Here is a 23700-nt window from a genome sequence, read left to right as displayed (position 1 = left end):
ATTATGTTTTATATGCTAGATTGGTTGACCAGTAAAATGGGGTGGCCTGCCTTTAGGGTGATCTTGGCAGACTTTTGTTGCTTTCGGAAAAGGCCCTTTGCTGCCGATACGCCTGCTGAGGCCATTTGGTCTCCGAAGCTCATTCCGGCATTCATGCTTGGCATTCCGTTTATCAATGCGTCTCCTGCTCCTGTCTGGATTTCCTGCCTGAAATTCCCACTGATGGGGATCCCTGGCATGCCGTCAAAATCATGGCCTTCCAAGGCCACTGGAATAATACTTTTCCCCGATCGGATGGCTGATATGGTCAGGGCTACCCTATTGCCCTCTTGCTTGGCCATTCCATACAAAGTACTACCCCTCTTTAAATCCAATCCATTGACCTCGACAGCTTCCAAAAGCTTTATCTTCACCCTTCCGCTTCCCTGAATGACCGTGCTTTCCGCCAGTTCAGCTACCATGGCCTTATCAACTTCTTGTTCCATGACAGGTCCTTCCTCCAGTCCATAAAAACCGTTCTGGGAAGGAGCAATTTCCTTTGTTTTCTGTTTCGCTTTTGCCATAGGGTTCACCTGAAATCGAGGATTTTCAAGTTGTTTCTCCCGGTACCTTTCGGCTACCCTTTCTGGATGCTGCACATCGAGGATCTTGTCAAGCATTCCCTCCAATTGTTGCAGTTCCGGATCAGGGCCGCTGGGCTGCATGCGGTCCATCAAGGCTTCCAGTTCTCTGACATCCTGTGAAAGATCAGTTTCGGGCTTTTCCTGGGTAAAATCCTGACGAACAGTTTTTGCTGCTACTGGTACCGCTTCTGTCCGGGTAGTATTCAGTTGTCCCTGTAACTGTTCCAGTTTTTCCATTAAATCGGATTCCTTTTCCTCCAAGCCCAGTCCCATCAGACCTGTCTTGGTGGCCAATTCATTTTCTTTCCTTTCATCTTCCTTTTCCTTTAAATAAGGATCCATCCTGATCAACTCCCTTTGCCTTTTGGTTTCCTTCTCCCTTAGCTGGTAAAGCTCCATTTTGTTCAGGCTCCTTTCTTCCAATTGGGCCTGTGAAAGTGCTGTATTCAACCGAAGTTCCTGCTGAGGTCCATCTGTGGACCATTCCTGCTTTGCCCATGAAAATGCCAGTATAAAAGGCAGTACAAACAGGGGCAGGACCAATAAAATGATGCGTTGTTTAGTGTTGATCGTTTTCATGTTTTTTTGTTTTGGAGTTATTTGATAAAGAGTCTGTAAGGGCCCAAAATTCATCCGGCCCCTTGTCCATGGTCATGGCCATGGTTTCGTTCTTCGAGCCTTGATAGGCCTGGTACAGAATAGTAGCCGACCAGATGCCTAGCAGCATGATCCAGACGGCAATCCTGATTTTGGGACTTTGTTGCTTGTCCCAGGCATTCAGTGTCCCTGCTATGGACTTTGGTAGTTTGATCAAGACATGGACCGTTGCCATTAATGGGTTTTGGCCCATAGGTATATTTAATATTGCTTTCATCTTTTTTTGATTTTGATATCCCTGTTTTCAAGTGTTTCCCATTTTTCGATCAAAAAGCCATGGGGATTATGGCTGGACCTGGCCACTTCCCTCAGGGCTCCCCTTGTAATCAGGCTCCTGGTCAGTTGGGAAGTGGGGCGGGTAATTTCCTGTTTGCCATAAAACCAGAAGCGGTAAGGCCGCTGGGACATATCCAGGGCGATGCTGTCCATGCTCAGCTCCTGCCGGATATTTCCGGTGACCAAGCGGTTATAATAGCCCTGTTCCTTGAGTACCTGATAGGCTGCCTGTGCCGAACCATCACTGAGATAGAATGCCTTGGCCAACTGCCCATTGATTTGTGCTTCATCAGGGGAAAGAGAAAAGAAATGGTGATGGAAGCGCAGCACATGCTCCCGCGCTTCCACTTTTAGGTTGGATTTTCGGTCTGAGGCCATAGCTTCCAGCACCTTTCCGTCCATAAGGATATAGACCTTTTCAGCTGCCTGCTGTTGGAACCTGTAGGATAGCCACACACTTCCAAGGGCCATCAGGATCGCCCCAATGGACAGGATCAGGCTAAAGCGCTTCACATGTTGGAAGGCCGTTTCGATATTGGTAAAGTAATTGAACATATCAGATCATGGCTTTGGCAGCAGTGGTAGGACCTTTGGTTACCATGCTGCTGGTTTTGTGCAATAGCGTATCCCTTCCCGCCGCATAGACGATATAATTGGCCACGGAAGGAACCGTGAAATAACCGATGATGGCAATGACCAAAAAGATCAGGTAGGCCGTATCGGTGGATGAGAAAAAGGTCTTTCCCGCATTTTCTATCTGTCCTATATCCAATTCGATCATTTTTTCCTGGATCCTTCCTATAATGGCCCCAAAGATATTGGCCACCGGGAGCCACATGTACACGTTGATATAGCGGGCGATCCAGGAAGTGAGCGTATGCTGGAAACCATCGAATACTGACAGGCCAAATACAATGGGCCCCAATATGGACAGGATGATCAAATAGAAGACCCTGATGGTATTGATACAAAGGGCCGCTGCCTGATAAAGCACTTCAAGGACCTCGCTCATCCACTTTTTAATGGAATTGGAGAAATTGAAGGAGGCCTTTTCCATGGCAAACTGTATATCATTGCCCAGACCATCCCAGAACCCTTCTTCCGTTCCTTCAGGATGGGTGTATTCATACCAGCTGTCCCGGTCACCGCTGCCACTTTCCCCTACATACATCTCCCAATACTCGGTGGCCTCCATGGCCCTTTGTTTTTCTGCCAAAAGGCGTTCTATGGCGGCATTTGAACCCTTAACCATACTTCCGGTATGCTTGGCAAGGGGACTGAGGACCCCATTGAGCACATCCAATACATTGGCGAACAGCAGGATGGCCATGCCCAAGGCAAAAGGTCTAAACAGTGGATAAAAGTCTATGGATTCAGCCCTTGCGATATGGCCCCATACCCTGCTGGCAATATAGAAAAGGGCCGCAAATCCTGCGATGCCCCTCGCCACGCCTATCAGGTCAGCCGCCAGGGGCACCATCTCATCATATAAACTATCCAGTACCTCATGCAGTCCTCCCTCCCCACCACTGACTCCTTGGGCCGAGGCAGAAAAAGAAACCAACATGGCAAGTATCAATAGCCAATACTTCATGGCTGGAGATCTTTTAGGGTATTGATTTCCCCCTGTTCCCTTTTTCGCTGGAGCTTGAGCACAGCGGCTTCATTGTTGAATACCCGCACAAATACATAGCGGTCCTTTATCTCATCAAATATCCGGTCAATTGCCGCCATCCTTTCCTCATCGCTCATCTGCAGCTTTCCACCCGTGATGACCAGAAGCAGTTCTTCCATGTTCCGGGCACTCATGTCCAGTAGGTTCCAATAGACCAGGGCCATGTATTCCAGTTCCTCCCTGTTAAAGTTTCCCCGTGCCATGAACTGCCTGCTGGCCCTTTGGTATTCTTCAATAATGATCTTCTGATAGTGGATCATCTGGCCTACCTTATGGTACCTTTTGACCACTGGGCTGACCGCTGACAGCCCATCGATAAAGGCCTTGTGCAGGGAGAAGTTCCCTGAGGCCACGTCCCTGACCATATTATAGCCCTTACTCAGGGTCTGGTATCCCTTGTACATATCATTGAGTATCTGTTTGAACTGGCTGAGCTTTTCCACATTGAGCAGCAGCTGAGCAGATTCGCCCACCTGAGCTTGGCTCAAATTGGGCACCATAACCATAAGGCCCAGTAGCATAAACTTTAAACATTGTTTTTTCATGGCGTATGCAGTTGATAAAGTGATTGGATCGTTTTGGTATCTCTTCCTTCCCAGGCCCTATGCCGGAGCAACTGGTAATTCTCCCTGTTAAATGCCCTTACAAAACCGTTCAGCTCCTGCAGCCTTAAATAGACATCATCGATAATGGCCAGACGATTGGCCTCGTTCAATTTCAGTCCCGGCTCCATGGCCACACTCATCATTTCCTCCAAAAGATCGGAGGCCACCGAAAGTGAGCGATCAAATACCTTATCCAGATAAATTCTTTCACTTCGCTTGATTTGGGCATGGGCAGCAAACAGTTTTCGGGAGGTTTTGATATTTTTCACCAGTCTTAGCTGAAGGTCAATAAACTGGGGGATCCTTTCATATTTGGACACGGCAGGACTGATCCTGGCCAATCCCCTAAAGGAATCACCGTGCAGCCTGAATTCTCCCTCCCTCAGCTGGTGCACCGTATTCCATCCCCACCTCAGGGTCTCATAACCTTCTTTGGCATAACCAATGTACAGCTGTAGGCCGACCACCTGTTTGGCCAAGTATTCCTTGGCCGTCTTCTTTTGGCTGAACCATTCCCTGAAGGTCTGTGAGGAGCATGGTGCCAGGACCAATAGGAAAAGGACCATGGTCCCGATGAACTTGATGTTTCTAAATTCCATGCCTTTTGGATGTTTTTTTTGCCTGTTGCCTGCTCATTATGAGTCCAAGGGCGAGTTTTTTGGAGGGCAGGTCAATAACAGACCTGGGCTTCAGGGATACTTCCTTCAGGGTTTTGTTGAACCTGTCAAGCCTGCTGATTTCCATTCCTTTGATATGCCAGCTGCCCTTTTCGTTAAGGGACAATTTGATAAAGGCAAGTGTTCTGGGGAAGGCCTCCCCTTTCCATTCCAGGTAGGTGGCCAATAACAGACCCTTTCTGGGATCTTCCTCCCTACCCTGCAGATGGGCCTTCAGGAAGGCTTTGACAGCATCCTCAAAACTTCCAGGATAGGCACTGTTGCACAGGAATGCTCCGTCATAATCCTTGGCAGCCAATACCGGTTTCCATCTTTGGACCGTTTTCCATAGGTCCCTTACTTCTTTGATTGCTATATTATTCATGGATGTCTTTTAAGGTTTTGATTTCCCCCTTGGCATAGGCGCGCTGCCTGTTGATCAAAAGGTTCCTTTCATTGAAGCGCATCAGGTCGTTGAGGTTAAAGCGTACTTTCCTTTCCACTCGATTTATGATTTCCAGCCGCTCACCATCGCTCATCTTCAGGTTAAAGGCATTGATGACTCCGGTCACTGCTTCCAGATTCTGTACTGAATGGTCCATGATGCCCAGGTAGACCTTTTCCATCCATCTGAGCTCTTCGGAAGAAAAATGGCCACTTCCGACAATGACATGCCAGGCCTTTTGGTATTCGGATACCAACCGCCCCTGCATTTTGGCAATGTCCCTGACCTTTTGGTACTGGGTCAGCACACTTTTCACCTTCCAGAGGCCTTCATAATAATCCCCGTACAACTCCTTTTGCCTTTCGCCCCATTCGGCAATCTCTTCCAGTTTGAGCTTGTTAAGGGTGTTTTCCAACACCTTCTGGGCATTCTGAAGCCAGATGGTATTGTTCTGTAGCCTTTGGATCTTCAGGTCGATGGCCACGATGGCCTTTTTCACCCCCTGCCGGATGATCTCCAATATATAGGCCGGAACTGCTGCATCCGTGCGGGGCATTTGGGGAGCCCCAAAACACAGCAGTCCGGCCAACAATCCTATTTTCAGTACTTTTTTCCATTTCATAGAATATCTCCTTTCATTTCCGCGGCCAGGGCAGCAATACCCTTTTCCAGGTTGCCACCGAAAGCCTTGGCCATTTGGTTTACCTTCATTTTCTCGGTCTGCTCGGTCGTATAGCTGAGGTATTCTTCCGGTGACACTTCAGTTCTGTAAACTTTGCTTACAGGCCCCAAACCGATAAATACTTCCTTGTATTTTCTTCCCGGTTCGTTGGCCTTGTTGATGGACATGATCTGCATGGTCTCTTTTTCGGTAAGGCCCAAAAGGTCCCGGATACCGTCAAACTTGTTGCGGTATTTGGACTGGTCCAACAGGATTTTGCAATCTGAGTTGTTGATAATGGCCTGTTTGATGATGGGGCTGGAGATGATGTCCTCTACCTCTTGGGTGACCACCACAGCCTCTCCAAAAAACTTCCTGACCGTTTTGAACAGGTACTTTATATATTCTGCCATGCCCTCCTTGGCAATAGCCTTCCATGCCTCCTCAATCAGGATCATCTTACGGACCCCTTTCAGCTTGCGCATCTTGGAAATAAAGATCTCCATGATAATCAGGGTCACTACCGGAAAAAGGATGGGATGGTCCTTGATATTGTCCAGCTCAAAGACCATAAAACGCTGCTCCAGCAGGTCCAGGTTTTCACGGGCATTGAGCAGGTAGTCAAATTCCCCGCCCCTGTAATAGGGCCTGAGCACATAAAGGAAATTGTCGATATCAAAGTCCTTTTCCTTTACACCCTTTCTCTCCAGGTCAGCCTTGAACTCATTGGAACAGAATTCAAAAAAGCTGTCAAAACAAGGGAAATCGCCTTTCCCAAGGCTTTTATAAAAAGCCCCCAGGGCATTGGAAATGGCCACATATTCACTGCGCGTGAAGGTCTCGTCATCTTTTTTCCAAAGAGCCAGCAGCAAGGTCTTGATGCTTTCCTTCTTTTCTGTATCCAAAGGCCTTCCCCCCAGATAAAAGGGATTGAAACGGATGGGATTAAGTGCTGTATATAAGCTGAGGAATTCTCCTGTTGCGCTTCTTCCCAAATACCGCATAGATTGCTCAGGTAACTGGCGCCCATTTCAGCGGTCAGTTCTTCCTTGCTATAAGCATTCTTATCCTTATCAGATACATCCCATAGTTCCTTACGGTTAAGCCTTTTCTGGTGGCCGGTTGAATGTACCAGCTCATGGAAAAGCGTCTGGTAATAATGCCCTTCATTGCTGAACAGTTCCTTATCGGGCATATTGATATAATCCTTTTTCGGATAATAATAGGCCTGTGCCCTTTCATATCTTATTTCTGGCATATCAGGCACTTTTCCCAATAAATCCTCACAGACCTTGATCGGTTTGAAGGGTTGTTTAGAACTGGTTTCTGGCAGCTCCCAACCCACCCCTTCCACATCAGCGATATTGAACACATTATAATATTTCAGAAAGGCACGCCTGTCCACCAGTCACTTGGGCAGTTTCCTAGCTTCTTGTTCAGTTAGTTTTTTGCCTGTCTCCTTATGCTGATAGACAAAATTCCAGTAAACGATCGGGATGGATTTGGAGCCCTTCTTTATCTTTCCCCCCAAGCTTTCTGCTTGTTTGAAGGTCAGGTAATAGGGCTTCCCATGGCCACAGCTTAACAGTAGCCAAAGGTTGATCCCTTTATACACTTTCCCGGACTGGTAGTTTTTGGGCAGTCCCATGACCGACCATGGTTGCTTCCAAGGGATAATGCCCTTTTCAAGGCTGGACATGATCCTTTCATTGACAATCTGGTAAACATCTTTTCTGGAATGCTTTGTTGAACGCTTCATAATAACATCGTTTTGGTGAATGATTTTAATTATGAAGCATCCCCAGGCAGCAGGGCACATTAAAGGCAAGGAGGATCGGAATAAACAAGCCAAGGAAACAGCAATGGCTTTATGCAGAAGTTCCTTGTCCTGTATGGGCCATGGCTGCCTAACTTAGCTGGGTAATTGAATAAGAAATAAAAATTATCGCTGTTTTAGGTCTCATACATTATATTTACCCCAAATGAAAAAATTATATATTATAGCTGGATGTAATGGGGCTGGAAAAACCACAGCATCCTATACTATACTTCCAGAAATACTAGATTGTAAGGAATATGTAAATGCAGATGAAATCGCTAAAGGGCTGTCCCCTTTCCGCCCTGAAAAGGCCAGTATACAAGCTGGAAAATTGATGCTTACCCGGATCAAAAGTCTGATAGGTGAAGGGGAAAGTTTTGCTTTTGAAACCACCCTTTCCACTAGGAGCTATACCAAATTGATTAAAGAGGCTAAAGAAAAAGGTTTTGAGGTTTACCTTCTTTTCTTTTGGTTACATTCTCCCCAACTTGCAGTTGAACGAGTGAGGGTAAGGGTGCTGGAGGGTGGACATAATATCCCTTACAATGTAATCTTAAGGAGGTATGATAATGGATTAAAGAATTTTTTCAACCTATATTTGCCCATAGTAGACCAATGGTTCCTGATCAACAATTCAGGGGAACCCTATGAAATCATTGCAGAAAACCCAGAAGGGAAGCTTAACGTTTACGATTCTGAGATCTGGAACAACCTTAAACTAAATTATCATGAAAAAGGCTGACGATACAAGAAAAAAAATCATTAAAGGATTGGAAGAAACCTACAAGAAGATGGTTGAATTCAAAAAGCAAAAGAACAGTCCCTTGGTAGTATACAAGGATGGAAAAATTATAGAGTTGGACCCCTTTGAAGCCAGTCCAGCGACAAAATACCTTCACAAATCCAAATAACTATCACCCCCTCTGGATAATCAAACCCATTAGTCCCGGGCTGTCCATCATCCTTTCCAGTTCCGATTCTATCAGCTCGTTGACCTCGGCTTTGATTTTTTTATAGTTGTCCATCACCTCCTTTTCTCCCAGTTTCCTACAGACGGGGATATCCTTATAGGCACTTTCTTCCTTTCTAATTTGCTCATGGTCATTGATGATTTTGGCATGAAAGCCCTTAAGTTCCATGGGCTGCTCAGGAGTATCGGCCACCAATCCCACAAACTCCCCTGAGGACAAAGAAGCAATGGTGGACTGGGGCACGGCCAGATCCAGTTGGGTTGAATGGCTAACCGAAGTATCATTGGAGTTGATCGATCGGCTTTGCCGATGCTGCCTGATCTTCCCAAAACGGTCGGAAAGCTGCTTGGCCGTATCTCCCAATACCTGACCTGAAACAATATTGCCTACCGTGTTCATGATCACCTCTGCCTGTTCCCTGCCATAATCCTTTTTCAGTTGGCTGTAGTCCTGTACCCCCAGACAGGTAGCCACCTTATTGCTCCGGGCCGTGGCGATCAGGTTGTCGATCCCATTGAAATATATAGTCGGAAACTCATCGAAAATCAGGCTGGACTTTAGTTTTCCCTTTTGGTTGACCAGTTTGGTAATCCTGGAAATATACAAACTCAATACTGCTCCATAGACTTGTTGCTTCTGTGGATTGTTTCCCATACAGACTATTTTTGGTTTTTCGGGATCGTTGATATCCAGGGTAAACTCACTTTCGGAAAGCACATAATAAAGTTGTGGGGAGGACAGCCTGGCCATGGTTATCTTGGCACTGGCAATCTGTCCTTCCAGCTGATCTGATGCCCCTTGCAGGTATGCCGATACAAAGGGGTTGATCAGCACTTCTATTTCCGGCTCACAACGAAGCACTGAGAAGAGCTTATCATAATCAGTCTGCATCATTTCAATGACATGGGGCAGGGTGCAGTATTTCCCATTTTTGTAGCGTTTGAGAAACCAGATCACTGCAGTAAGAAAATTGATGGGCGACTCTACAAAGAAGTCCCCTTGCTTTTTGATCCACTCCCTATTGAGCCCCATCATAATGGTACGGGAAGATTCACTGGCATCAGTGATGTCCAACATGGTTGAAGGCTCCAATGGGTTACAACGGTGGCTATGGTTCAGGTCATCAAAATTGATGGTATAAAATTTGGGAAAACCTGATAGGCTCCTTTTGATTTTAGCAGGGCATTATAGGCTATTCTAGATAAGTCATCATATTTAAAGTCATAGACAAACATGGAAAAGCCTTTGGCAATATGCTGGGTAATCACATGGCGGATCACAAAATAACTTTTCCCGGATCCAGGTGTTCCCAACACCAAAAGGGCACGGAAAGGGTTGATAATATTTATCCAGCTTTTCCGTATTTTCCGTTTCAGTTGATACTTCGCAGGAAGATTGACCGAATACTCATTGACAAGCTTCCGCTCCTCTTGGGGAAAGGTTTCATTTTCTTTATTGAACACCCCTTTACTGCCTTGGTCTTTCAGGTATCTGGAAAGCCTCCCTCCTCCCCATAATACCAATAGGTAGCCCATTGCCAATAAGCTCGCATATACATAATCCCCTAGCAGCTTGCCCATGACAAATCCCCTAAAATAATTGGGCATCATCAGTAGGCCTCCCCCTACTATTATGGCTACCATGGCCATTGTCCAACTGATCCGAACATCTTTTTTTCCCTTGGCCCCCATCAGGCTGATCAATAATAGTCCCAGGGAAAGCCCTTTGGTATAGAGTGGAATTCCCAAAAAGGGCAGTTTCGAAAAGTTTTGTAGTAAATTATCCCAAAGAGGTTGGACCAGTCCCCAACTTTCAAACAGTCGGGGCATTGCCAGATATGCATGGATCAGGATAATGGCGATGCTGATCTTCCGTGTCATATCGAGTATCTGGCGAAGTGCCTGCAGGTTTTCTCCAGTGGCCATGGTCAATTCAATTTTCGTCGTTTGCGTTTTTTCTTTCTTTGTTCGAAAGGTTCATTTAATTCCTGACTTTCGGGTCTCCCAAGGCTTTCCAGCAGGGACAAAAATTCCATTAGTACAGGGATACCCTCAACTTTCCAGACAGGGGCTTCCTGCCTGTCTTGATTTTTTCCATTGGTATTCCTATCCTCCATGACAAAGTCACTTGAATGATTGGTAATGGATGGTCTTTCCAATAATCCATTTCGATCTTCCACCATTTGGATGACCTTCTTTCCGCTCCAATTTCGTGAAAGCTCGGATGCTTTGAATACAGCCCTGTTTTGATGGTCGATCAGGCTTAAGCCAAATACCTCTCTTGTTTTGCTATAATGGAATTCCGCTACAAATCCCTTTTTATAAAGCGCCCTTTCAAAGTGCGCCTTTCCCTTGCCCATTGAATCCTGCAGAATCGATCCAAAAACCTTCCTTGCTCCTGGGACCAACTTTTCCTTGGTCTTCCTATTGCGTTCCATTCTTTTCTCCAACCTGCCCATGGTAGGCCGTGCATAAAAAGCACTTGCCTTGATGGGCACACCTATACGCTTGCCTTCTTTATCCAGAATGGAATAGGCCAAACCTTTATTGGTCCTCATTTTGCTTCCCTCCTCCCCCTGAATCAAGCCAATATTGAACTGTTTGAGGATGGCAGAAAACTCGGACAGGGAAGCGTAGGCGTAGGTTCTCATCACCTCGGTGATCACATTGCTCATAGCCGCCTTGCTTTCCCTCTTTCCATATTCCACCTTCTCCAATGGACGGAGAGCGGGTATTTGTTCCTTTTGCTGTGCTGCTTTGACCAATCCTATCTCCACTTCCAGTTCCTTACGGGCCTTCTCCGATTTTTCCCTTCCTAGGTTATGCGTTTCAATCCTCTTGCCCTCAGTGGTGATATTGGTCGAAACAATATGGACGTGTTGGTGTCCTGCATCAAAGTGCTCATAGACCAGATAAGGCTGGGCTCCAAAGCCAATTCGCTGCATATATTCCTGGGCGATGAACCTTAACTGATCCTTGTCCAATGACTCTTTAGGCGAAAAGTTCAGGGAGACATGGAAGGCATTCAGCTTGGCCCTTTGGTTTTGATCGGTAAAGAACCGGAACCTCCTGTGCTTTTCGGAAATGCTCCCTTCCTTTGCATTTGCACCAAAACCATTGGCAGAAAGTAAAATCCCCTTTCCCTCCTGTACCTTTTCTTCATTATAGTATAGCAGGCCAAGGATGTTTCTTCCCAGGCTTATTTTCGCCACCATCAGAGAAGACTTTCCGTGACCAGTTTTTCCAAACCGTCCACCTTTATCCCTGTTTCGGTCAATAGTTTCTCCAACTTTTTGACCAGTACCTTCTTTCTAAGTGGATCTTCCAGACTGTTGAAATAGCGGGTCACCTGGTTGATGTTCACTCCGATGGCATGGATTTCCATTTGGATGGACAAAATCCTGTCCATGAGCAGGTCATAGGTTTCATCATGCGTTTTGCAGACAATGGTCTTATTGGACAGGACATCCCTGATCAGGGAGCTCATGGTTGGGTTTTGGGACTTGGTGAGCAGATCAAGTAATTCCCGGTATCGGGAAGAGGGAATCCTCGACTGAACTAGCATTAAAGGGGCTTTGTGTTTATTTCCCATGGCCGGTCAGTTTTCAAGGTTATACAACCATTCCTCGGCTGCTTCCTTCCAATTGCGAATGGGCATCCCACTTTCGGCATGCCAACCCATAGACTGGTAATAGTAAAAAAACACTTCCGCCTCAGCCACCGGAACGGCCATTTCTGAAAAGAAGGTCTTGATTTCCTCGAGTTGGGGCGGTACGATATGCCCAAAGCTGAACTGAGATTGAAAATTATTCATGATATTTTCCATTTTGGTTCATGACCAAATTGAAAAACCATTGAAACAAAAATTCACCAGTTGTACCCCAGTAGGGTAAAAAAGTCAACCATGAATTCCTCAATTATAATTTTATTCCAACAAATACCTACACCCTAACGTTATTGTTTTTCCTCACCTTCCCCAATCGCAACAGACTCTATCAGAAAGGTTAGAACCTTCCATAGTCAACTAAAAGGTTAGTAATATTAAATACAAGATTTCAATGGAAAACAGGCATTTCCTGCCCTCTATCGATATTGTACAGCGATTAATGAAGGTGTTTACCGTAAGTGCAGACAACCTTTTGAACGATAGTGAAAACAGCGTGGTCGAGCTTCAAAATCACGAACTCAACGAACAACTGATGCTCATTAACCAACTGGACGAGGAAGAAAAAAACGCCCTTATCAAAATCATCAACTCGATGCTGACCAAAAAACGGATGAAAGACCTAATGGATGGTAAGGCTAATTTTTAGGCATTAAAAAAGCCTCCGATCTCTCAGAGGCTCTCCAAATTCATTGATTTATATGATTACCCTCCCAGTCCGTCAAATTAAGCTCGTGAAGTTCATGCCATCTATCTACAAAAAAGTCAATATTGCCAAGGTCTTTTTCGATTCGCTTGCTTAATTCTCTTATTTGCCTATCATAACCTGTCTTGGTATGATAAGACCGTATTTTATGCCCTCCAAACATAAAATGATAATCCAAAAGAGGCATTCCTTTTATATCATCGCTTCTCAATCGCATTTTTGTCAAACTGTTTGGGGGCAAATGATATTGAAGACCATCAACTCCTTGTAATTGCTCTAAAGATCTCAAATCTGGTGATAGTTTGAATATGTTTAAAAATACTTTTATCCACTGATCTCCTTTTGAAATATGTGTTACAAAAATTTCCAATATTGAACCTTTTCGCACTCTACATAATTCATAAGTAAAATCACCTAAATTATTTTTCCCAAACCACGCTGTAGAAAATGGCGATTTCCCAAATCCGTTCTTTTTAAGTGCTGGTAAACATTTGTCAAGGAATATTCTATCCCGGATTAGAAGCAACTCTTTTTCACATACTTTGTAAAACAATCCCATCTTTAGTAATCTCTTTCTTTTTGGGTGACAACACCAGCTCCAGCACCAGAAGTTGCGGCTCCAGCAGCTAGTCCAACATGCTGACTCGTTGGATTACTTATGATTAAACCTCCAGGGGTGGTTACATTTCCTGCAGCAGCTTTTTGATTTCCAGTTAATCCACTTGTGTTAAACTTACTTTCTACAGTCAATTGCTTACCAGTAACAGGATTTTTAAAAGCGTGGTCATACTTAGCGACTTGCACCCTTCCTGTGGCTGTTTTTTTACCAGTTTCAACAACTGCCTTACCACTATTTACTATCCTTTTGCACCATATTTTACATTTGTAAGTGCTTCTCCCAACTTCCCTTTGGCTGCATTTGACAAATCATCTACCGCTCCACTAACTGCATTTCCAACCACTTTACCTCCTGCACCAAGTGCCCCACCTATTGTAGCATCAAGAGCAACATCTCCAATGTTTGTTTCTTGTCCTTGTATTGCTCGGTTTGCAGCACCTCCCGCCGCATTTGCTGTTCCCGCTACTCCTGCTGTAACTACTAAACTCGCTCCGCCTGTGAATCCTGCTGCACCTCCGGTAATCCCTCCTTGCAAAGCACTACCTCCAACAGCACTCCAATTTGTAACAGAACCATTATTATAAAGCTGTGTAGCGACTTCTATCCCCCCACCAACTAATGCCCCAATTCCTGCACCGATCAGACCTGTAATGCAATTTGGACATCTTCCATCCGGATCATTGTATCTTATAGGGCTGTTCCAGAATGCAGCATAAGGAGACTTATCTATTTGTTCAGGAGCATCTGCCAATGGGTCCACAGACATCCAGCGGCCTAAATCCGGCATGTACATCCTAGCTCCGTAGTCGTACAGACCCAGGTTCAGATCGTCCAGCAGTTCCTTGCCGTTGTAGAGGTACTTCTGGCCAACAGAACTTGGCCTCGTATACGAGTTAAAAGACAGGCCAAAGGGATAATAATCATCCTTCTGTACGACTGGGCTGTTCTTATAGGTAATCTTGAAATCGTCAAAGAACACTTCAATGGGAGAAGAACTCTCATTGGATAGGTAAATATACACAAATCCTGGCTTTTCTATGGTTACCGAACTGATACTTATATAAAGATGGTCTTTATCGGTACCATCTTCTTCCGCCTCTGCTGTCACTGTCTCATAAGCTGAGTAGAGCAGGTTATATTGCTCATCAAAGACCAAAATATTCAAGTAGGCCTGGGGGCCATCAGAATCATCGTCTTCATAGCCCATCAGGCCCTGAAAAAGTAAAGGCTCCGTGCCTGCCGATGCCCCGTCGACCACTACCGATGATGCATTATTGCCCAAATCCTGGATAAGTTGGGCCCAGGGACTCCCCGGAGTCCCTGTGGTAGATGGATCCAAATACTTGACATACACTTCTGCATCTATCCAGTCCCCTGGCTTTACCGCAAGAGACTTGGCAAGTCCCTCTATCTCATTGCCAGTACCATTCAAACGCATGGAGTAAGTATCCCCGGTTCCATCATCGGTGTGGTCGAAAATATCGGCATTGATCCTTGTCACCTCCCCATATCGGCTGAAGTAGGTGCTTTCGTAATCCTGGTCCTCCGGTTCAAACGTGGCAAGATATTTTTCTTTCTGTATCTCTCCCTTGAATGTGGCCCTGACATTTCCCAGATGGTCCTTTAGATGGTATTGGTATTCTATACCCTCTATATCACCCTCCTCATCCCTCAGTGCTACCACACGTCCTTCGTCATGTTGAAGAAATTGCAGCTTATTATCCTCATATACGAATCCTGCTATATAATCAACCACCTTGGTATCCCCTCCGTCCACTGTTTTCTGCGACACCTTGGTCCCCGAGGCATCATAAGTATACTCAATATACTTCGTAGGGCTAAAGGTTACTTTTATTGGCAAATTCAGGTGATTGTACTCTATGGAGTCTATTCCTTTGTTTTCATCCTTTACTATATTGCCATTGCCATCATAGAGGTATTCCGCTGATTGGTCAGCCCCATCCGTGAAACCGCTCTCCCGACCTGAGCCATCATCCACCTTCACCAATTGGTTTCCGTCATCATAAATATAGGTCAGGTCATCTATGATGAGGTTAACCGAGTCTGCATGGTTGCCGTAGCGTTGTAGGCTTTCTATATTACCATTATAGTCATAAGTGATCAGAGGTACATCAAAACCCATTTCACTGATCAGTGCACTCGCACTTTGTTTTTTACTCATTACTGACTTTTTTAGAGGTGAATAAAGTTAATAAACCTCTATCTTAATTTCATCTCTTAAACTGTCCACTTTTTGCTGATGTCAAACACAAAATATCTATTTGAAATAAAAAATGAACTCAAAAAACTGTATAAGGACGTATAGCATTTCACTTTAATTAAATAAGAAGACAATTTCTATCACCTAACTATGATTTATATCTGATTTTGAATACCATTTAAGATCGCTACAAATATCTGCTTAAAATGCTTGCCCAACTATTGGACACCAATTTGTAGAAGATGCAGGAATTATAACACATGATCTAAAAAATCGTAAAAACAACCTTTTTGGAAATAAGGACGCTAATTAACAAATACCTTATTTCTTAGCTAGTTTAAAAAATGACCATACCTTACCATTCACTCCTCTTGGATGCCACCTTATAACGGGAAGGAATAAAGGTCAAGGGTGCTGACGACAGGAAGCATTTATCCTGCCCTTGACCGTTTTCTTGACCGGCATAGCTTTGCAGCAAGGTGGAGTGGATACCGATGAAACCCTTAAAGAAATAACAGATAATTTGAATTCTTCCCCCCTGATTTAAAGGGTATAGTTGACTTTTTACCCAGATCTGCCACAACACATTTCAACCATTATGGCCCAGGCTTCCCTCCATCAAAAGGCTGCGAGTCCCGAGCACCTTTCCACCGACTTCGGAGGCTGAAAAGAGGGTTTTGTATACAAAACTACATCTTGCTGATTGCCGGAACGCGATCCCTGTCTTCTGAAGAAGCGGATGGTTCACACCGCTTCAAATAGCATGGAACTGTACTTATCACAATTGCACAATGGATTGTGATCCATTACCTTATACACGGTGCACTACTTGAATGTTAATTTAGTGTGACTTTTCCAGAGCATATTGACTTCTTGATCTTGAAAATATCCAGAGGTTAAAACGGGACTTGAATACCGGTTCTCAATTGCAACTCACGTGAATACTATCCTCACAATGTAATGTTTCAATAAGGATTCTGAGGCTGTATCAAAAGTAGATTTTAAAATTTTGGGCATCCAATAGAGGTACTAGGAGCCGGTTTTGACGAATCAGCCCTTGTTTTTAACCAGGGTTTACTATTACAATATTTGATTAAGTTGGATTTTCCTTTTTAGCTTTTCAGGAAAGGGTTAAAAATGAGGGGATTATGCCCTCAAAAAAAGTATATATCGGCACTTGGTCGTCAGTGTGAATACCAGTTATTCTAACGGAACGGCCCTAAAAAATATCCCGGGCCGCACTACCCTTACCGGAAGGATCAAATAGTACAGTTATAGAAAGAAAGCAATAAACTTTCATTATAGGCTTTCCTGCCACCGCCTAGATATTGTCAAATCAAAAATGCCTAATTATGCTGACTGAAAAGAGTTTCCCAATATGAAACCACCTTTACACTCTTAGCAGTTTGACCCTAAAATACCAATCAATAATTTAGAAATAAAATCACTTAATAAAACGAATGAACCACTCCGAGGCAGAGCCACCGAGGTATCAAAATAATGTTAGTTGATTTGCAGGTAATTTTTTATAATCTTTCTCAACTTCTTGATTTTTAACATATGCTTTTATTACCTCTTCGTTTGCATATTGGCCAACTGAATATCCACTCGTCCAGAACTTTCCGCCAGATAATTTCACCCTTCTATCTGGAAACCGTCTAAACAACTCCTTCCCCGTTATACTTTTTAACATATTTGCCATTTTTAAATTGAATAGCTCGAGACACTTTATGAACTAAAAAAAGAACGTGATCTGGTTCATGACCGATCTCGACAAAATGAATCTCATAGCGTTCTGAAATTCCCAAACATATCTGTTTCAAACCTTCTCCTACTTCATCGGTTATTACTGATTTCCTATACTTTAAAGGAAACACTAAATGATATAGTAATAGCGTTTTATTATGTCGCTTAATATATGATCTCCCATTTAGCGAAAGTACTCTTTTTCAAAGTGTCTTGAAAAACTCTTTGTTTTTCAAATTTTTCAGCTTACCCCGACGCAGAGCGTCGAGGAATTCTTTAGATTAAAATCATTAAAAATAAGTTAATTATTAAAAATTAAGTTGAAATTGAAAAATTAATTTTTAAATTCACAGAGATTGCGCAATTGTTTAATTCTAGATATTTTAAAACGATAGTCGTTAGCTACTATCAAGTTTATTTTCAAAAATTAATTTTAATAAAAATGAAAAACAACAAGTTAAACAGAAAACTCAGCTTAGGAAAAAAAACAATAGCAAAGCTGGGTAGAAATGAAATGAGTCAAATTCAAGGTGGTGCATTTACAGATGGCTGTACAGATGGCTGTGGACCGCTTCAAACAGCATGGAACTGTACTTATCAAGATTGTACAGTAAATTGTACTACAGGTAATAATACAAACGTTCAATCAGGTTGTGAACAGTCGAGAAACTGTGATTATTCTAAAGGAAGTATATGCTTATGTGGAGGATAAGTTGAGTAAAAGGAAGGGGAGCTCCCCTTCCTTCATTATTAGTTATTAATTTTATCTTTTTTGTTAATATAAATAGTTTGAAATTGAATAAAAAAAATATATTGATTAACGAGATCGATTATATCTATAACCTATTAAATAAGGATTTTCACAAAAATTCGAATATCGGTTTAATGGGGGGTAAGAGTGGAATAATTCTATTCCATATTAATTATTATAAATTATACGGTAAAACAGAGCATTTAGAACAGTGTTATAACATGCTTTGTGAAGTGCTGGATTATGTGGAACAAGAAGAGTTGGATTATAGTTTTGCAAATGGAATAGCAGGTATAGGATGGCTTATAGAATATATTAGTAAAAATGAGTTAATGGGCCTAAACTCAGACATTTTATTAGAAGAATTTGATGAAATTCTATTTCTTGAATTAAAAAAAATGTGTGAAATTGGAAATTTTGACTTTTTACATGGAGCGCTAGGTCTGGGTTTATATTTCCTTAAGAGAAGGGAAAACGAGTTGACAAGTAATGCCCTTTCATTAATTGTCCAGTCCTTATATTTTTATAGTGAGACTAATAATGAGGTAGTTTCGTGGAAAAATTGGCAAAACCGTAATAGACAAGAAGATGAGATGTATAATTTAGGAATAGCACATGGGATACCTGCTATTATTTTCATACTAAGTAATATATTAGACAGAGGGCTAGAAAAAGATAAGGTAAAAAAACTACTTTCAGGAGGAACTAAATTTCTTTTAAATAATTCCTTGGACCATAGCCATTTTGGATTTTATTTCCCGCATTCACTGCCATTTGATAAATATAAGGATTCTTCTAGACTGGCATGGTGCTATGGAGATTTAAGTGTAGGCCTTTCCCTCTGGGAAGTAACTAAAAAAAGCGACTTTGAGTATGTAAAGCCTTTTTTGTTAGAATTATTTCTTTTCTCATCACAAAGAAGGGACATGAAGACAAACTATATAAATGATGGTTGTCTATGCCATGGTACTTCCGGTTTAGCCATCATTTTCAACAAACTTTACAATGAAAGTGGAATTAAGGAATTTAATGATAGCTCAAATTTTTGGATTAATAAAACTTTGGACTTAAGAATATTAGATGATTCATACAGCAGATATCGATTTTTAGAGTCCCAACTTACAAAAAGATGGAGCTATAAGCCTGGAGTTCTTGATGGATTGGCCGGTATTGGATTAACTTATATTAGCAAATTGAACCCTGATCAATCATGTAATAGCTGGACAGAACTTATATTATGTTAATATTTAAAAATATATTATATTATTTATGAATAAATATAAAAAATGGATAATTGGAGTAATTTCATTTATAATTTTATCATTAGCCTTTTATAATTATTTTCTTTTGAAATTCTTATTTCCCATCGATAAAAATATTAAAGAATTCATTTCCAACAATTATATAGTTATTGATTCTATAGATCCGATGGCAGAAAGCTTTGATGACTTAATTTTTTTGAAGCAATCAATAGGAAAATCAGATATAGTATTTTTAGGTGAGCAAGATCATGGTGACGGTCCGACCATGCTAGCCAAAACTAGAATAGTGAAATTTCTATATGAGGAAATGGGGTTTGATGTAATAGTATTTGAGAGTGATTTTTATGGATTGAATAATGCATGGGAGAAAGACCTTAAAAGAAATTCAAAAGGAGGGGAGTATATAGAAAACATCTACCCGATATGGACTGAATGTAAAGAGTGTAATGCCCTTTTTAAATACATTGATCAAAAATCTAATACCAAAAGACCATTACAAATCGCAGGAGCTGATCCAAGACATTCATTAAAATATTCAAAGAATAATTATTTGCATGAGTTAACAGATTTCCTGGATGAAAGAATTCACAAGATAGATAGTTCCCAAAGGAGCTTCTTTCTTAACACAATTAAGAATACAATTGAAAATGAATATAATATAAAAATAAAGGCTACAGACCAAAAAAAATTGTTTGGATTGATTAACAAATTCAAAGAAGAAATAGAGTCTAACTCTTTTTGGTACCAAGAACTTAATAATTTAGAAGGGTTTGTACGTAATTCACTTGACACCCTTAAAAGCAATAATATTCGGGATATTCAAATGGGAAACAATTTATTGTGGTTGATCAAACATAAATATAAAGGGAAAAAAATTATTTTTTGGAGTTCTAATTTTCATATTATTAAGGAGTTCAAACAATTAAATAAATACTCTCAGTTCACAAATAATGCTGATACAATTAATACCGGAAGCTATATCTATGAAAAACTTAAAGATAAACTATTTGTATTAGGCTTTACATCCTATGAAGGACGAGGTGGGAGAATTTTATCAGAAGCCTATACAATTCCTGAGCCTACATTAAATCATTTTGAATCATTAGTATATAATGAAGGTAGTGATTATGGCTATTTAGATTTTAAAAAAGGCAGAAAGAAAAATTCTGAAAAGGCATTTTTTATGAAAGCTATGGTTCATAAACCCGTTCTAGCAAGTTGGTTTAAAATGTTTGACGGCATTTTTTATATAAAAAATATGTACCCGTGTAATACAATAAATGGTAATAATGAAAAATAGCAAAATCTCAATTTGTACAACCTGTATGAATAGAACTCATCACTTAAAAAAAACTCTATCAAAAAACATAAAAGATAATTCTGATTATGATAATGTTGATTTTGTTGTTTTGAATTATAATTCGTCTGATGATCTAGATACATGGATTCATCAAGATATGAGAACCTATCTCAATTCTGGAAAAATAAAGTACATAAAGACTGATTCCCCTAAATATTTCCACATGAGCCATGCTAAAAATATTGTTGCTAAATATGCAACCGGAGATATTATTTGCAATGTTGATGCAGATAATTATACGGGAGTTAGTTTTGCAAGCTATATCAATCAAGTTTTCAATACTAACAAGGATGTCTTTGTTGTCCCAAAAAACAATGGAGGAACAACTAGTATTCTTGGCAGGGTCTGTGTTTTGAAGGATGATTTTTTAAAAGTTAGGGGATATGACGAAGAAATGAAAGGTTATGGGTGGGAAGATATTGATTTTTATAATAGGCTAGAGTTAATCAGTAGAAAGAAATTTTTTTTAACTAATTCCAAATATTTAAAAACTATTGAACATGAATCTGATATTAGATATTCAAATTATAAACCATTTACAAATATTAATGATATATATATCAGATATATAACTCCTAAAGAATCTGATATAATCTATACATTTAAGGACTATACATTTGAAAAATTCAGAATTCTTTCAAATGGAAAAGATTTCACAGATTCCTTACCTGGAATTTTGGAAGAATTTTCTCAAAAGGGTTTATATAATAAATCAAATCGAAAAATTTCCTTTGGTGATAAAATTTTTAATATATGTGATTCTAGCACTATTTCCAACAGTGAAAATACTTTTTACAAAATCTCAGATAATAATTTCCTAGAAGAGGTTAAACGAAAATATTCCCTTATTTGGAATTACAGCAAACTATTAAAGAATAATAAAGAGGGTCTCAAAAGCGTAAACAGATTCTCATTTGGTGAACTCGAATTCTAACAAATATTTTATCATGAATACAAAAAATGTATTAAGTTATGCTATCTACTATGATCCAAAACGAATGGATTATTTAATTTTAGACTTTTTAGTGAATACGTATTATAAATTAATTAAATCCAGAAAAGAGATAAATTTTTCCTTTATCAGGAGTAAACACAAAGGTGATAATGTATTAATATCTTTTCAATTCAAATCCACTTCAAATAAAAAATTCGTGTTAGAGTTTGAAAGTGAAATAAAAAAATATCTTTTAAAAAGCCCCTCATTATTAAAATCAAATTTAATTCCGAAAAAAAGTCTTTTCATGGAATTCCAAAATAACCAAATTGAATTAGTGGAAGGTGTAAATCTTCCTTTTTACGGATATAATCGTGATTTAAGTGCTTTTAAACAATTTACTAATATAAGTTTAATTAGTTTTAAGTTATTACAAGACAAAGTAGAAGACGATGATGCTGATATATTCTTTTTAATTTTATTTTTTGAAAAACACTTTAAATTGTTAATGAAAGAAGAAAATAGTAACGAGTTAGAAACCCATATTCTAGAATTGCTAAATCATTTTATTACCCAGTACAATATTCAAAAGGATGATTATAATGAATTATATTTAGATACTACAAAAGTCCTTAAAAATTTTGATGAGGACATTGAACAAATACTAATCCAGAAAGAAAACAATCTAAAATTGGAATTAAAACAGGCCATTAATGACTTATTTGAAACCGACCATTTTAAAATAAACAAATTCAACTTATACGATATTATCCTCAATCAATGCTCTATTTCAGTACTTTACTTTATAAGGGCATTATTAATTGTTAAATTCCATATGCTTGAAGTTAAACTTTAGAGATTATTAAAATGAAGAATTCTATTTTAGAACAAGAATTAGTAATTATAAAAAATCAGTTAATTACCCATAAATACAAGGAAAATGAAATTGGATTAATGGGAGGAAAATCTGGATTAATTATTTTTTTTATTTATTATTATAGACACACCCAAGATCGAAAATATTTAGATTTTGCATTATCTGAACTTGAAGCAAGTTACAATGCCCTCTCTAATTATGATTTTAACTTTACATTTTCAAGCGGACTATCAGGTTTTGCTTGGACAGTTGAGCATATAAATACTTTTGGTTTTTACAAATTAGATACCGAAAATATACTAGGTGAATTGGATTCTTATATTATTGAACAATTAAAGTTATTAGCAAATAGAAAAAATTTCGATTTTTTACATGGTTCAATAGGAATAGGAATATATTTTTTAAGTAAAGATAAAATAAATATCAAAATAAAAGAAGCTATTACATTCCTTGTTAATGAACTATATAAAAATGCCATTTTCGACAGTAATGGGCATGTGACATGGGCAAATATGGAAAATGGCAACATACTGCCAATTAACTTAGGATTGTCTCATGGGATTCCTGCTATTTTAGTTTTTCTAGGAAAGGCGATTGAAAAAAAAATTAATACTAAGAAAGCAGAGGAAATGATAAATGGAGGAATTAAATTTCTTCTAAATAACAAGCTATCTACAGATTTACATGGTTGTTTTTATCACTATACCACTGCACCAAATAAATATAGCTCAAAATCACGATTAGCCTGGTGTTATGGTGACTTAAGCGTTGGATCAGCTTTACTGCAGCTTTCAAATATAGATGGATTTGAATATTTAAAAAATTCGGCTATTGAAATTTTCCTCCATAGTACAAAAAGACTTTCTCCAGAGGAAAATTTAGTAAAAGATGCTTGTCTATGTCATGGAGCAATTGGAATAGCTTATATTTTCTATAAATCATATTTGAGTTATCCAGATCCAGATTTACTTACCTGCTCAAATTACTGGTACAGAGTAGGCTTAAAAATGAGAAAACAAGATGAAAACTATCACTTTATACTTGATCCAAGGACTGAAGTTCCGGAAATAAATTATGGTTATTTGGAGGGAACCGCTGGGGTTGGATTAGGACTACTTGGTAGACTTAGTAAAAATCAATCATGGGACTCCTCACTTTTATTGTCATAAATTT

Annotated in this window: 29 protein-coding genes and 1 pseudogene; 9 read left to right on the top strand and 21 right to left on the bottom strand. The window is 40.3% G+C overall.

What is annotated here, in order from left to right; translation table 11 throughout:
• Positions 1–8 precede the first annotated feature (8 nt).
• The 11 genes and pseudogenes from traM to KZP23_RS17225 all read right to left on the bottom strand — a co-directional run bounded on the left by traM (position 9) and on the right by KZP23_RS17225 (position 7357).
• Positions 9–1202: a conjugative transposon protein TraM gene (gene traM / locus KZP23_RS17275; protein WP_226333037.1), complete on the bottom strand. Its 1194-nt coding sequence runs from the start codon at positions 1200–1202 to the stop codon at positions 9–11.
• On the bottom strand, positions 1183–1497 hold the full coding sequence (locus KZP23_RS17270) for a hypothetical protein (protein WP_226333036.1): 315 nt from the start codon (positions 1495–1497) through the stop codon (positions 1183–1185). Before KZP23_RS17270 ends, traM begins: the two co-directional genes overlap by 20 nt.
• Positions 1494–2111, bottom strand: coding sequence for a conjugative transposon protein TraK (traK, locus tag KZP23_RS17265; protein WP_226333035.1), 618 nt, complete (start codon positions 2109–2111; stop codon positions 1494–1496). Before traK ends, KZP23_RS17270 begins: the two co-directional genes overlap by 4 nt.
• A 1-nt stretch (position 2112) precedes the next feature.
• The gene (traJ, locus tag KZP23_RS17260; protein ID WP_226333034.1) at positions 2113–3150 is read right to left on the bottom strand and encodes a conjugative transposon protein TraJ; all 1038 of its coding nucleotides are present in this window, start codon (positions 3148–3150) and stop codon (positions 2113–2115) included.
• The gene (locus KZP23_RS17255) at positions 3147–3776 is read right to left on the bottom strand and encodes a TerB family tellurite resistance protein (RefSeq protein ID WP_226333033.1); all 630 of its coding nucleotides are present in this window, start codon (positions 3774–3776) and stop codon (positions 3147–3149) included. The genes traJ and KZP23_RS17255 overlap by 4 nt, the downstream gene beginning before the upstream one ends.
• A complete protein-coding gene (locus KZP23_RS17250) occupies positions 3773–4435 on the bottom strand; it encodes a hypothetical protein (RefSeq protein WP_226333032.1) in 663 nt (220 codons plus the stop codon). The genes KZP23_RS17255 and KZP23_RS17250 overlap by 4 nt, the downstream gene beginning before the upstream one ends.
• A complete protein-coding gene (locus KZP23_RS17245) occupies positions 4425–4877 on the bottom strand; it encodes a hypothetical protein (protein WP_226333030.1) in 453 nt (150 codons plus the stop codon). Before KZP23_RS17245 ends, KZP23_RS17250 begins: the two co-directional genes overlap by 11 nt.
• Positions 4870–5559: a dynein light chain family protein gene (locus tag KZP23_RS17240; RefSeq protein ID WP_226333029.1), complete on the bottom strand. Its 690-nt coding sequence runs from the start codon at positions 5557–5559 to the stop codon at positions 4870–4872. The genes KZP23_RS17245 and KZP23_RS17240 overlap by 8 nt, the downstream gene beginning before the upstream one ends.
• The gene (locus KZP23_RS17235) at positions 5556–6602 is read right to left on the bottom strand and encodes a TraG family conjugative transposon ATPase (protein ID WP_317198007.1); all 1047 of its coding nucleotides are present in this window, start codon (positions 6600–6602) and stop codon (positions 5556–5558) included. Before KZP23_RS17235 ends, KZP23_RS17240 begins: the two co-directional genes overlap by 4 nt.
• A 2-nt stretch (positions 6603–6604) precedes the next feature.
• Positions 6605–6793 (bottom strand): annotated as a pseudogene (locus tag KZP23_RS23065) (zincin-like metallopeptidase domain-containing protein); the annotation flags it as partial.
• A 213-nt stretch (positions 6794–7006) separates the two neighbouring features.
• Positions 7007–7357 (bottom strand): ArdC-like ssDNA-binding domain-containing protein, encoded by a 351-nt coding sequence (locus KZP23_RS17225; protein WP_226333028.1) that lies wholly within the window; start codon positions 7355–7357, stop codon positions 7007–7009.
• Between the two features lie 223 nt (positions 7358–7580).
• On the opposite strand from KZP23_RS17225, the gene KZP23_RS17220 reads away from it, so the two are divergent.
• Together KZP23_RS17220 and KZP23_RS17215 are read left to right on the top strand one after the other, a co-directional pair.
• Positions 7581–8159 (top strand): zeta toxin family protein, encoded by a 579-nt coding sequence (locus tag KZP23_RS17220; RefSeq protein ID WP_226333026.1) that lies wholly within the window; start codon positions 7581–7583, stop codon positions 8157–8159.
• The gene (locus KZP23_RS17215; protein WP_226333025.1) at positions 8146–8328 is read left to right on the top strand and encodes a hypothetical protein; all 183 of its coding nucleotides are present in this window, start codon (positions 8146–8148) and stop codon (positions 8326–8328) included. The genes KZP23_RS17220 and KZP23_RS17215 overlap by 14 nt, the downstream gene beginning before the upstream one ends.
• A 3-nt stretch (positions 8329–8331) precedes the next feature.
• Here KZP23_RS17215 and KZP23_RS23200 read toward each other — a convergent pair whose 3' ends face one another.
• Genes KZP23_RS23200 through KZP23_RS17195 form a run of 5 tightly spaced genes read right to left on the bottom strand, consistent with a single transcriptional unit; the run spans position 8332 to position 12201 of the window.
• Positions 8332–9507 carry a type IV secretory system conjugative DNA transfer family protein gene (locus tag KZP23_RS23200; protein ID WP_449506052.1) on the bottom strand — a complete coding sequence of 392 codons (1176 nt, stop codon included), beginning with the start codon at positions 9505–9507 and terminating at the stop codon, positions 8332–8334.
• The gene (locus KZP23_RS23195; RefSeq protein WP_449506046.1) at positions 9504–10313 is read right to left on the bottom strand and encodes a YWFCY domain-containing protein; all 810 of its coding nucleotides are present in this window, start codon (positions 10311–10313) and stop codon (positions 9504–9506) included. Before KZP23_RS23195 ends, KZP23_RS23200 begins: the two co-directional genes overlap by 4 nt.
• 2 nt (positions 10314–10315) lie before the next feature.
• The gene (locus KZP23_RS17205) at positions 10316–11602 is read right to left on the bottom strand and encodes a relaxase/mobilization nuclease domain-containing protein (RefSeq protein WP_226333023.1); all 1287 of its coding nucleotides are present in this window, start codon (positions 11600–11602) and stop codon (positions 10316–10318) included.
• The gene (locus tag KZP23_RS17200) at positions 11602–11979 is read right to left on the bottom strand and encodes a plasmid mobilization protein (RefSeq protein ID WP_226333022.1); all 378 of its coding nucleotides are present in this window, start codon (positions 11977–11979) and stop codon (positions 11602–11604) included. Before KZP23_RS17200 ends, KZP23_RS17205 begins: the two co-directional genes overlap by 1 nt.
• Positions 11980–11985: 6 nt before the next feature.
• Entirely contained in the window at positions 11986–12201 is a 216-nt protein-coding gene (locus KZP23_RS17195; protein WP_226333021.1) for a hypothetical protein, read from the bottom strand.
• A gap of 244 nt (positions 12202–12445) precedes the next feature.
• Between KZP23_RS17195 and KZP23_RS17190 the strand changes: the two genes are divergently transcribed.
• Positions 12446–12700 carry a DNA-binding protein gene (locus KZP23_RS17190; RefSeq protein ID WP_226333019.1) on the top strand — a complete coding sequence of 85 codons (255 nt, stop codon included), beginning with the start codon at positions 12446–12448 and terminating at the stop codon, positions 12698–12700.
• Positions 12701–12740: 40 nt separating this feature from the next.
• On the opposite strand, the gene KZP23_RS17185 is transcribed toward KZP23_RS17190, so the two are convergent.
• The 5 genes from KZP23_RS17185 to KZP23_RS23170 all read right to left on the bottom strand — a co-directional run bounded on the left by KZP23_RS17185 (position 12741) and on the right by KZP23_RS23170 (position 17513).
• Positions 12741–13316: a hypothetical protein gene (locus KZP23_RS17185; protein WP_226333018.1), complete on the bottom strand. Its 576-nt coding sequence runs from the start codon at positions 13314–13316 to the stop codon at positions 12741–12743.
• A gap of 2 nt (positions 13317–13318) precedes the next feature.
• On the bottom strand, positions 13319–13561 hold the full coding sequence (locus KZP23_RS17180) for a hypothetical protein (RefSeq protein ID WP_226333017.1): 243 nt from the start codon (positions 13559–13561) through the stop codon (positions 13319–13321).
• Positions 13562–13614: 53 nt separating this feature from the next.
• Entirely contained in the window at positions 13615–15558 is a 1944-nt protein-coding gene (locus KZP23_RS17175) for an RHS repeat-associated core domain-containing protein (protein ID WP_226333016.1), read from the bottom strand.
• Between the two features lie 1531 nt (positions 15559–17089).
• Positions 17090–17299: a transposase gene (locus KZP23_RS23060; RefSeq protein ID WP_262904701.1), complete on the bottom strand. Its 210-nt coding sequence runs from the start codon at positions 17297–17299 to the stop codon at positions 17090–17092.
• Complete coding sequence (locus KZP23_RS23170; RefSeq protein WP_394370984.1) at positions 17256–17513, bottom strand: transposase; 258 nt, start codon at positions 17511–17513, stop codon at positions 17256–17258. Before KZP23_RS23170 ends, KZP23_RS23060 begins: the two co-directional genes overlap by 44 nt.
• A gap of 272 nt (positions 17514–17785) precedes the next feature.
• Between KZP23_RS23170 and KZP23_RS17165 the strand changes: the two genes are divergently transcribed.
• The 6 genes from KZP23_RS17165 to KZP23_RS17140 all read left to right on the top strand — a co-directional run bounded on the left by KZP23_RS17165 (position 17786) and on the right by KZP23_RS17140 (position 23696).
• On the top strand, positions 17786–18055 hold the full coding sequence (locus KZP23_RS17165; protein WP_226333015.1) for a class I lanthipeptide: 270 nt from the start codon (positions 17786–17788) through the stop codon (positions 18053–18055).
• Between the two features lie 83 nt (positions 18056–18138).
• Positions 18139–19338: a lanthionine synthetase C family protein gene (locus tag KZP23_RS17160; RefSeq protein WP_226333014.1), complete on the top strand. Its 1200-nt coding sequence runs from the start codon at positions 18139–18141 to the stop codon at positions 19336–19338.
• A 25-nt stretch (positions 19339–19363) separates the two neighbouring features.
• Positions 19364–20656: an erythromycin esterase family protein gene (locus KZP23_RS17155; RefSeq protein WP_226333013.1), complete on the top strand. Its 1293-nt coding sequence runs from the start codon at positions 19364–19366 to the stop codon at positions 20654–20656.
• Complete coding sequence (locus tag KZP23_RS17150) at positions 20637–21650, top strand: glycosyltransferase family 2 protein (RefSeq protein ID WP_317198006.1); 1014 nt, start codon at positions 20637–20639, stop codon at positions 21648–21650. The genes KZP23_RS17155 and KZP23_RS17150 overlap by 20 nt, the downstream gene beginning before the upstream one ends.
• 13 nt (positions 21651–21663) lie before the next feature.
• Positions 21664–22506, top strand: coding sequence for a hypothetical protein (locus KZP23_RS17145; RefSeq protein ID WP_226333010.1), 843 nt, complete (start codon positions 21664–21666; stop codon positions 22504–22506).
• A gap of 11 nt (positions 22507–22517) precedes the next feature.
• Positions 22518–23696, top strand: a complete 1179-nt coding sequence (locus KZP23_RS17140; protein ID WP_226333009.1) for a lanthionine synthetase C family protein — start codon at positions 22518–22520, stop codon at positions 23694–23696.
• Positions 23697–23700: the final 4 nt, after the last annotated feature.

The organism is Echinicola marina (genome assembly GCF_020463795.1).
Classification (GTDB): Bacteria; Bacteroidota; Bacteroidia; order Cytophagales; family Cyclobacteriaceae; genus Echinicola; species Echinicola marina.
Note: the sequence above shows the minus strand (reverse complement) of the source record. Positions and strands in the feature narration are given on the sequence as shown.

Excerpts from the sequence above, each read along its gene's own strand:
- traM (WP_226333037.1), bottom strand. The coding sequence starts at position 1,202 with ATGAAAACGATCAACACTAAACAACGCATCATTTTATTGGTCCTGCCC.
- KZP23_RS17270 (WP_226333036.1), bottom strand. The coding sequence starts at position 1,497 with ATGAAAGCAATATTAAATATACCTATGGGCCAAAACCCATTAATGGCA.
- traK (WP_226333035.1), bottom strand. The coding sequence starts at position 2,111 with ATGTTCAATTACTTTACCAATATCGAAACGGCCTTCCAACATGTGAAG.
- traJ (WP_226333034.1), bottom strand. The coding sequence starts at position 3,150 with ATGAAGTATTGGCTATTGATACTTGCCATGTTGGTTTCTTTTTCTGCC.
- KZP23_RS17255 (WP_226333033.1), bottom strand. The coding sequence starts at position 3,776 with ATGAAAAAACAATGTTTAAAGTTTATGCTACTGGGCCTTATGGTTATG.
- KZP23_RS17250 (WP_226333032.1), bottom strand. The coding sequence starts at position 4,435 with ATGGAATTTAGAAACATCAAGTTCATCGGGACCATGGTCCTTTTCCTA.
- KZP23_RS17245 (WP_226333030.1), bottom strand. The coding sequence starts at position 4,877 with ATGAATAATATAGCAATCAAAGAAGTAAGGGACCTATGGAAAACGGTC.
- KZP23_RS17240 (WP_226333029.1), bottom strand. The coding sequence starts at position 5,559 with ATGAAATGGAAAAAAGTACTGAAAATAGGATTGTTGGCCGGACTGCTG.
- KZP23_RS17235 (WP_317198007.1), bottom strand. The coding sequence starts at position 6,602 with ATGCGGTATTTGGGAAGAAGCGCAACAGGAGAATTCCTCAGCTTATAT.
- KZP23_RS17225 (WP_226333028.1), bottom strand. The coding sequence starts at position 7,357 with ATGAAGCGTTCAACAAAGCATTCCAGAAAAGATGTTTACCAGATTGTC.
- KZP23_RS17220 (WP_226333026.1), top strand. The coding sequence starts at position 7,581 with ATGAAAAAATTATATATTATAGCTGGATGTAATGGGGCTGGAAAAACC.
- KZP23_RS17215 (WP_226333025.1), top strand. The coding sequence starts at position 8,146 with ATGAAAAAGGCTGACGATACAAGAAAAAAAATCATTAAAGGATTGGAA.
- KZP23_RS23195 (WP_449506046.1), bottom strand. The coding sequence starts at position 10,313 with ATGGCCACTGGAGAAAACCTGCAGGCACTTCGCCAGATACTCGATATG.
- KZP23_RS17205 (WP_226333023.1), bottom strand. The coding sequence starts at position 11,602 with ATGGTGGCGAAAATAAGCCTGGGAAGAAACATCCTTGGCCTGCTATAC.
- KZP23_RS17200 (WP_226333022.1), bottom strand. The coding sequence starts at position 11,979 with ATGGGAAATAAACACAAAGCCCCTTTAATGCTAGTTCAGTCGAGGATT.
- KZP23_RS17195 (WP_226333021.1), bottom strand. The coding sequence starts at position 12,201 with ATGAATAATTTTCAATCTCAGTTCAGCTTTGGGCATATCGTACCGCCC.
- KZP23_RS17190 (WP_226333019.1), top strand. The coding sequence starts at position 12,446 with ATGGAAAACAGGCATTTCCTGCCCTCTATCGATATTGTACAGCGATTA.
- KZP23_RS17185 (WP_226333018.1), bottom strand. The coding sequence starts at position 13,316 with ATGGGATTGTTTTACAAAGTATGTGAAAAAGAGTTGCTTCTAATCCGG.
- KZP23_RS17175 (WP_226333016.1), bottom strand. The coding sequence starts at position 15,558 with ATGAGTAAAAAACAAAGTGCGAGTGCACTGATCAGTGAAATGGGTTTT.
- KZP23_RS23060 (WP_262904701.1), bottom strand. The coding sequence starts at position 17,299 with ATGGCAAATATGTTAAAAAGTATAACGGGGAAGGAGTTGTTTAGACGG.
- KZP23_RS17165 (WP_226333015.1), top strand. The coding sequence starts at position 17,786 with ATGAAAAACAACAAGTTAAACAGAAAACTCAGCTTAGGAAAAAAAACA.
- KZP23_RS17155 (WP_226333013.1), top strand. The coding sequence starts at position 19,364 with ATGAATAAATATAAAAAATGGATAATTGGAGTAATTTCATTTATAATT.
- KZP23_RS17150 (WP_317198006.1), top strand. The coding sequence starts at position 20,637 with ATGGTAATAATGAAAAATAGCAAAATCTCAATTTGTACAACCTGTATG.
- KZP23_RS17145 (WP_226333010.1), top strand. The coding sequence starts at position 21,664 with ATGAATACAAAAAATGTATTAAGTTATGCTATCTACTATGATCCAAAA.
- KZP23_RS17140 (WP_226333009.1), top strand. The coding sequence starts at position 22,518 with ATGAAGAATTCTATTTTAGAACAAGAATTAGTAATTATAAAAAATCAG.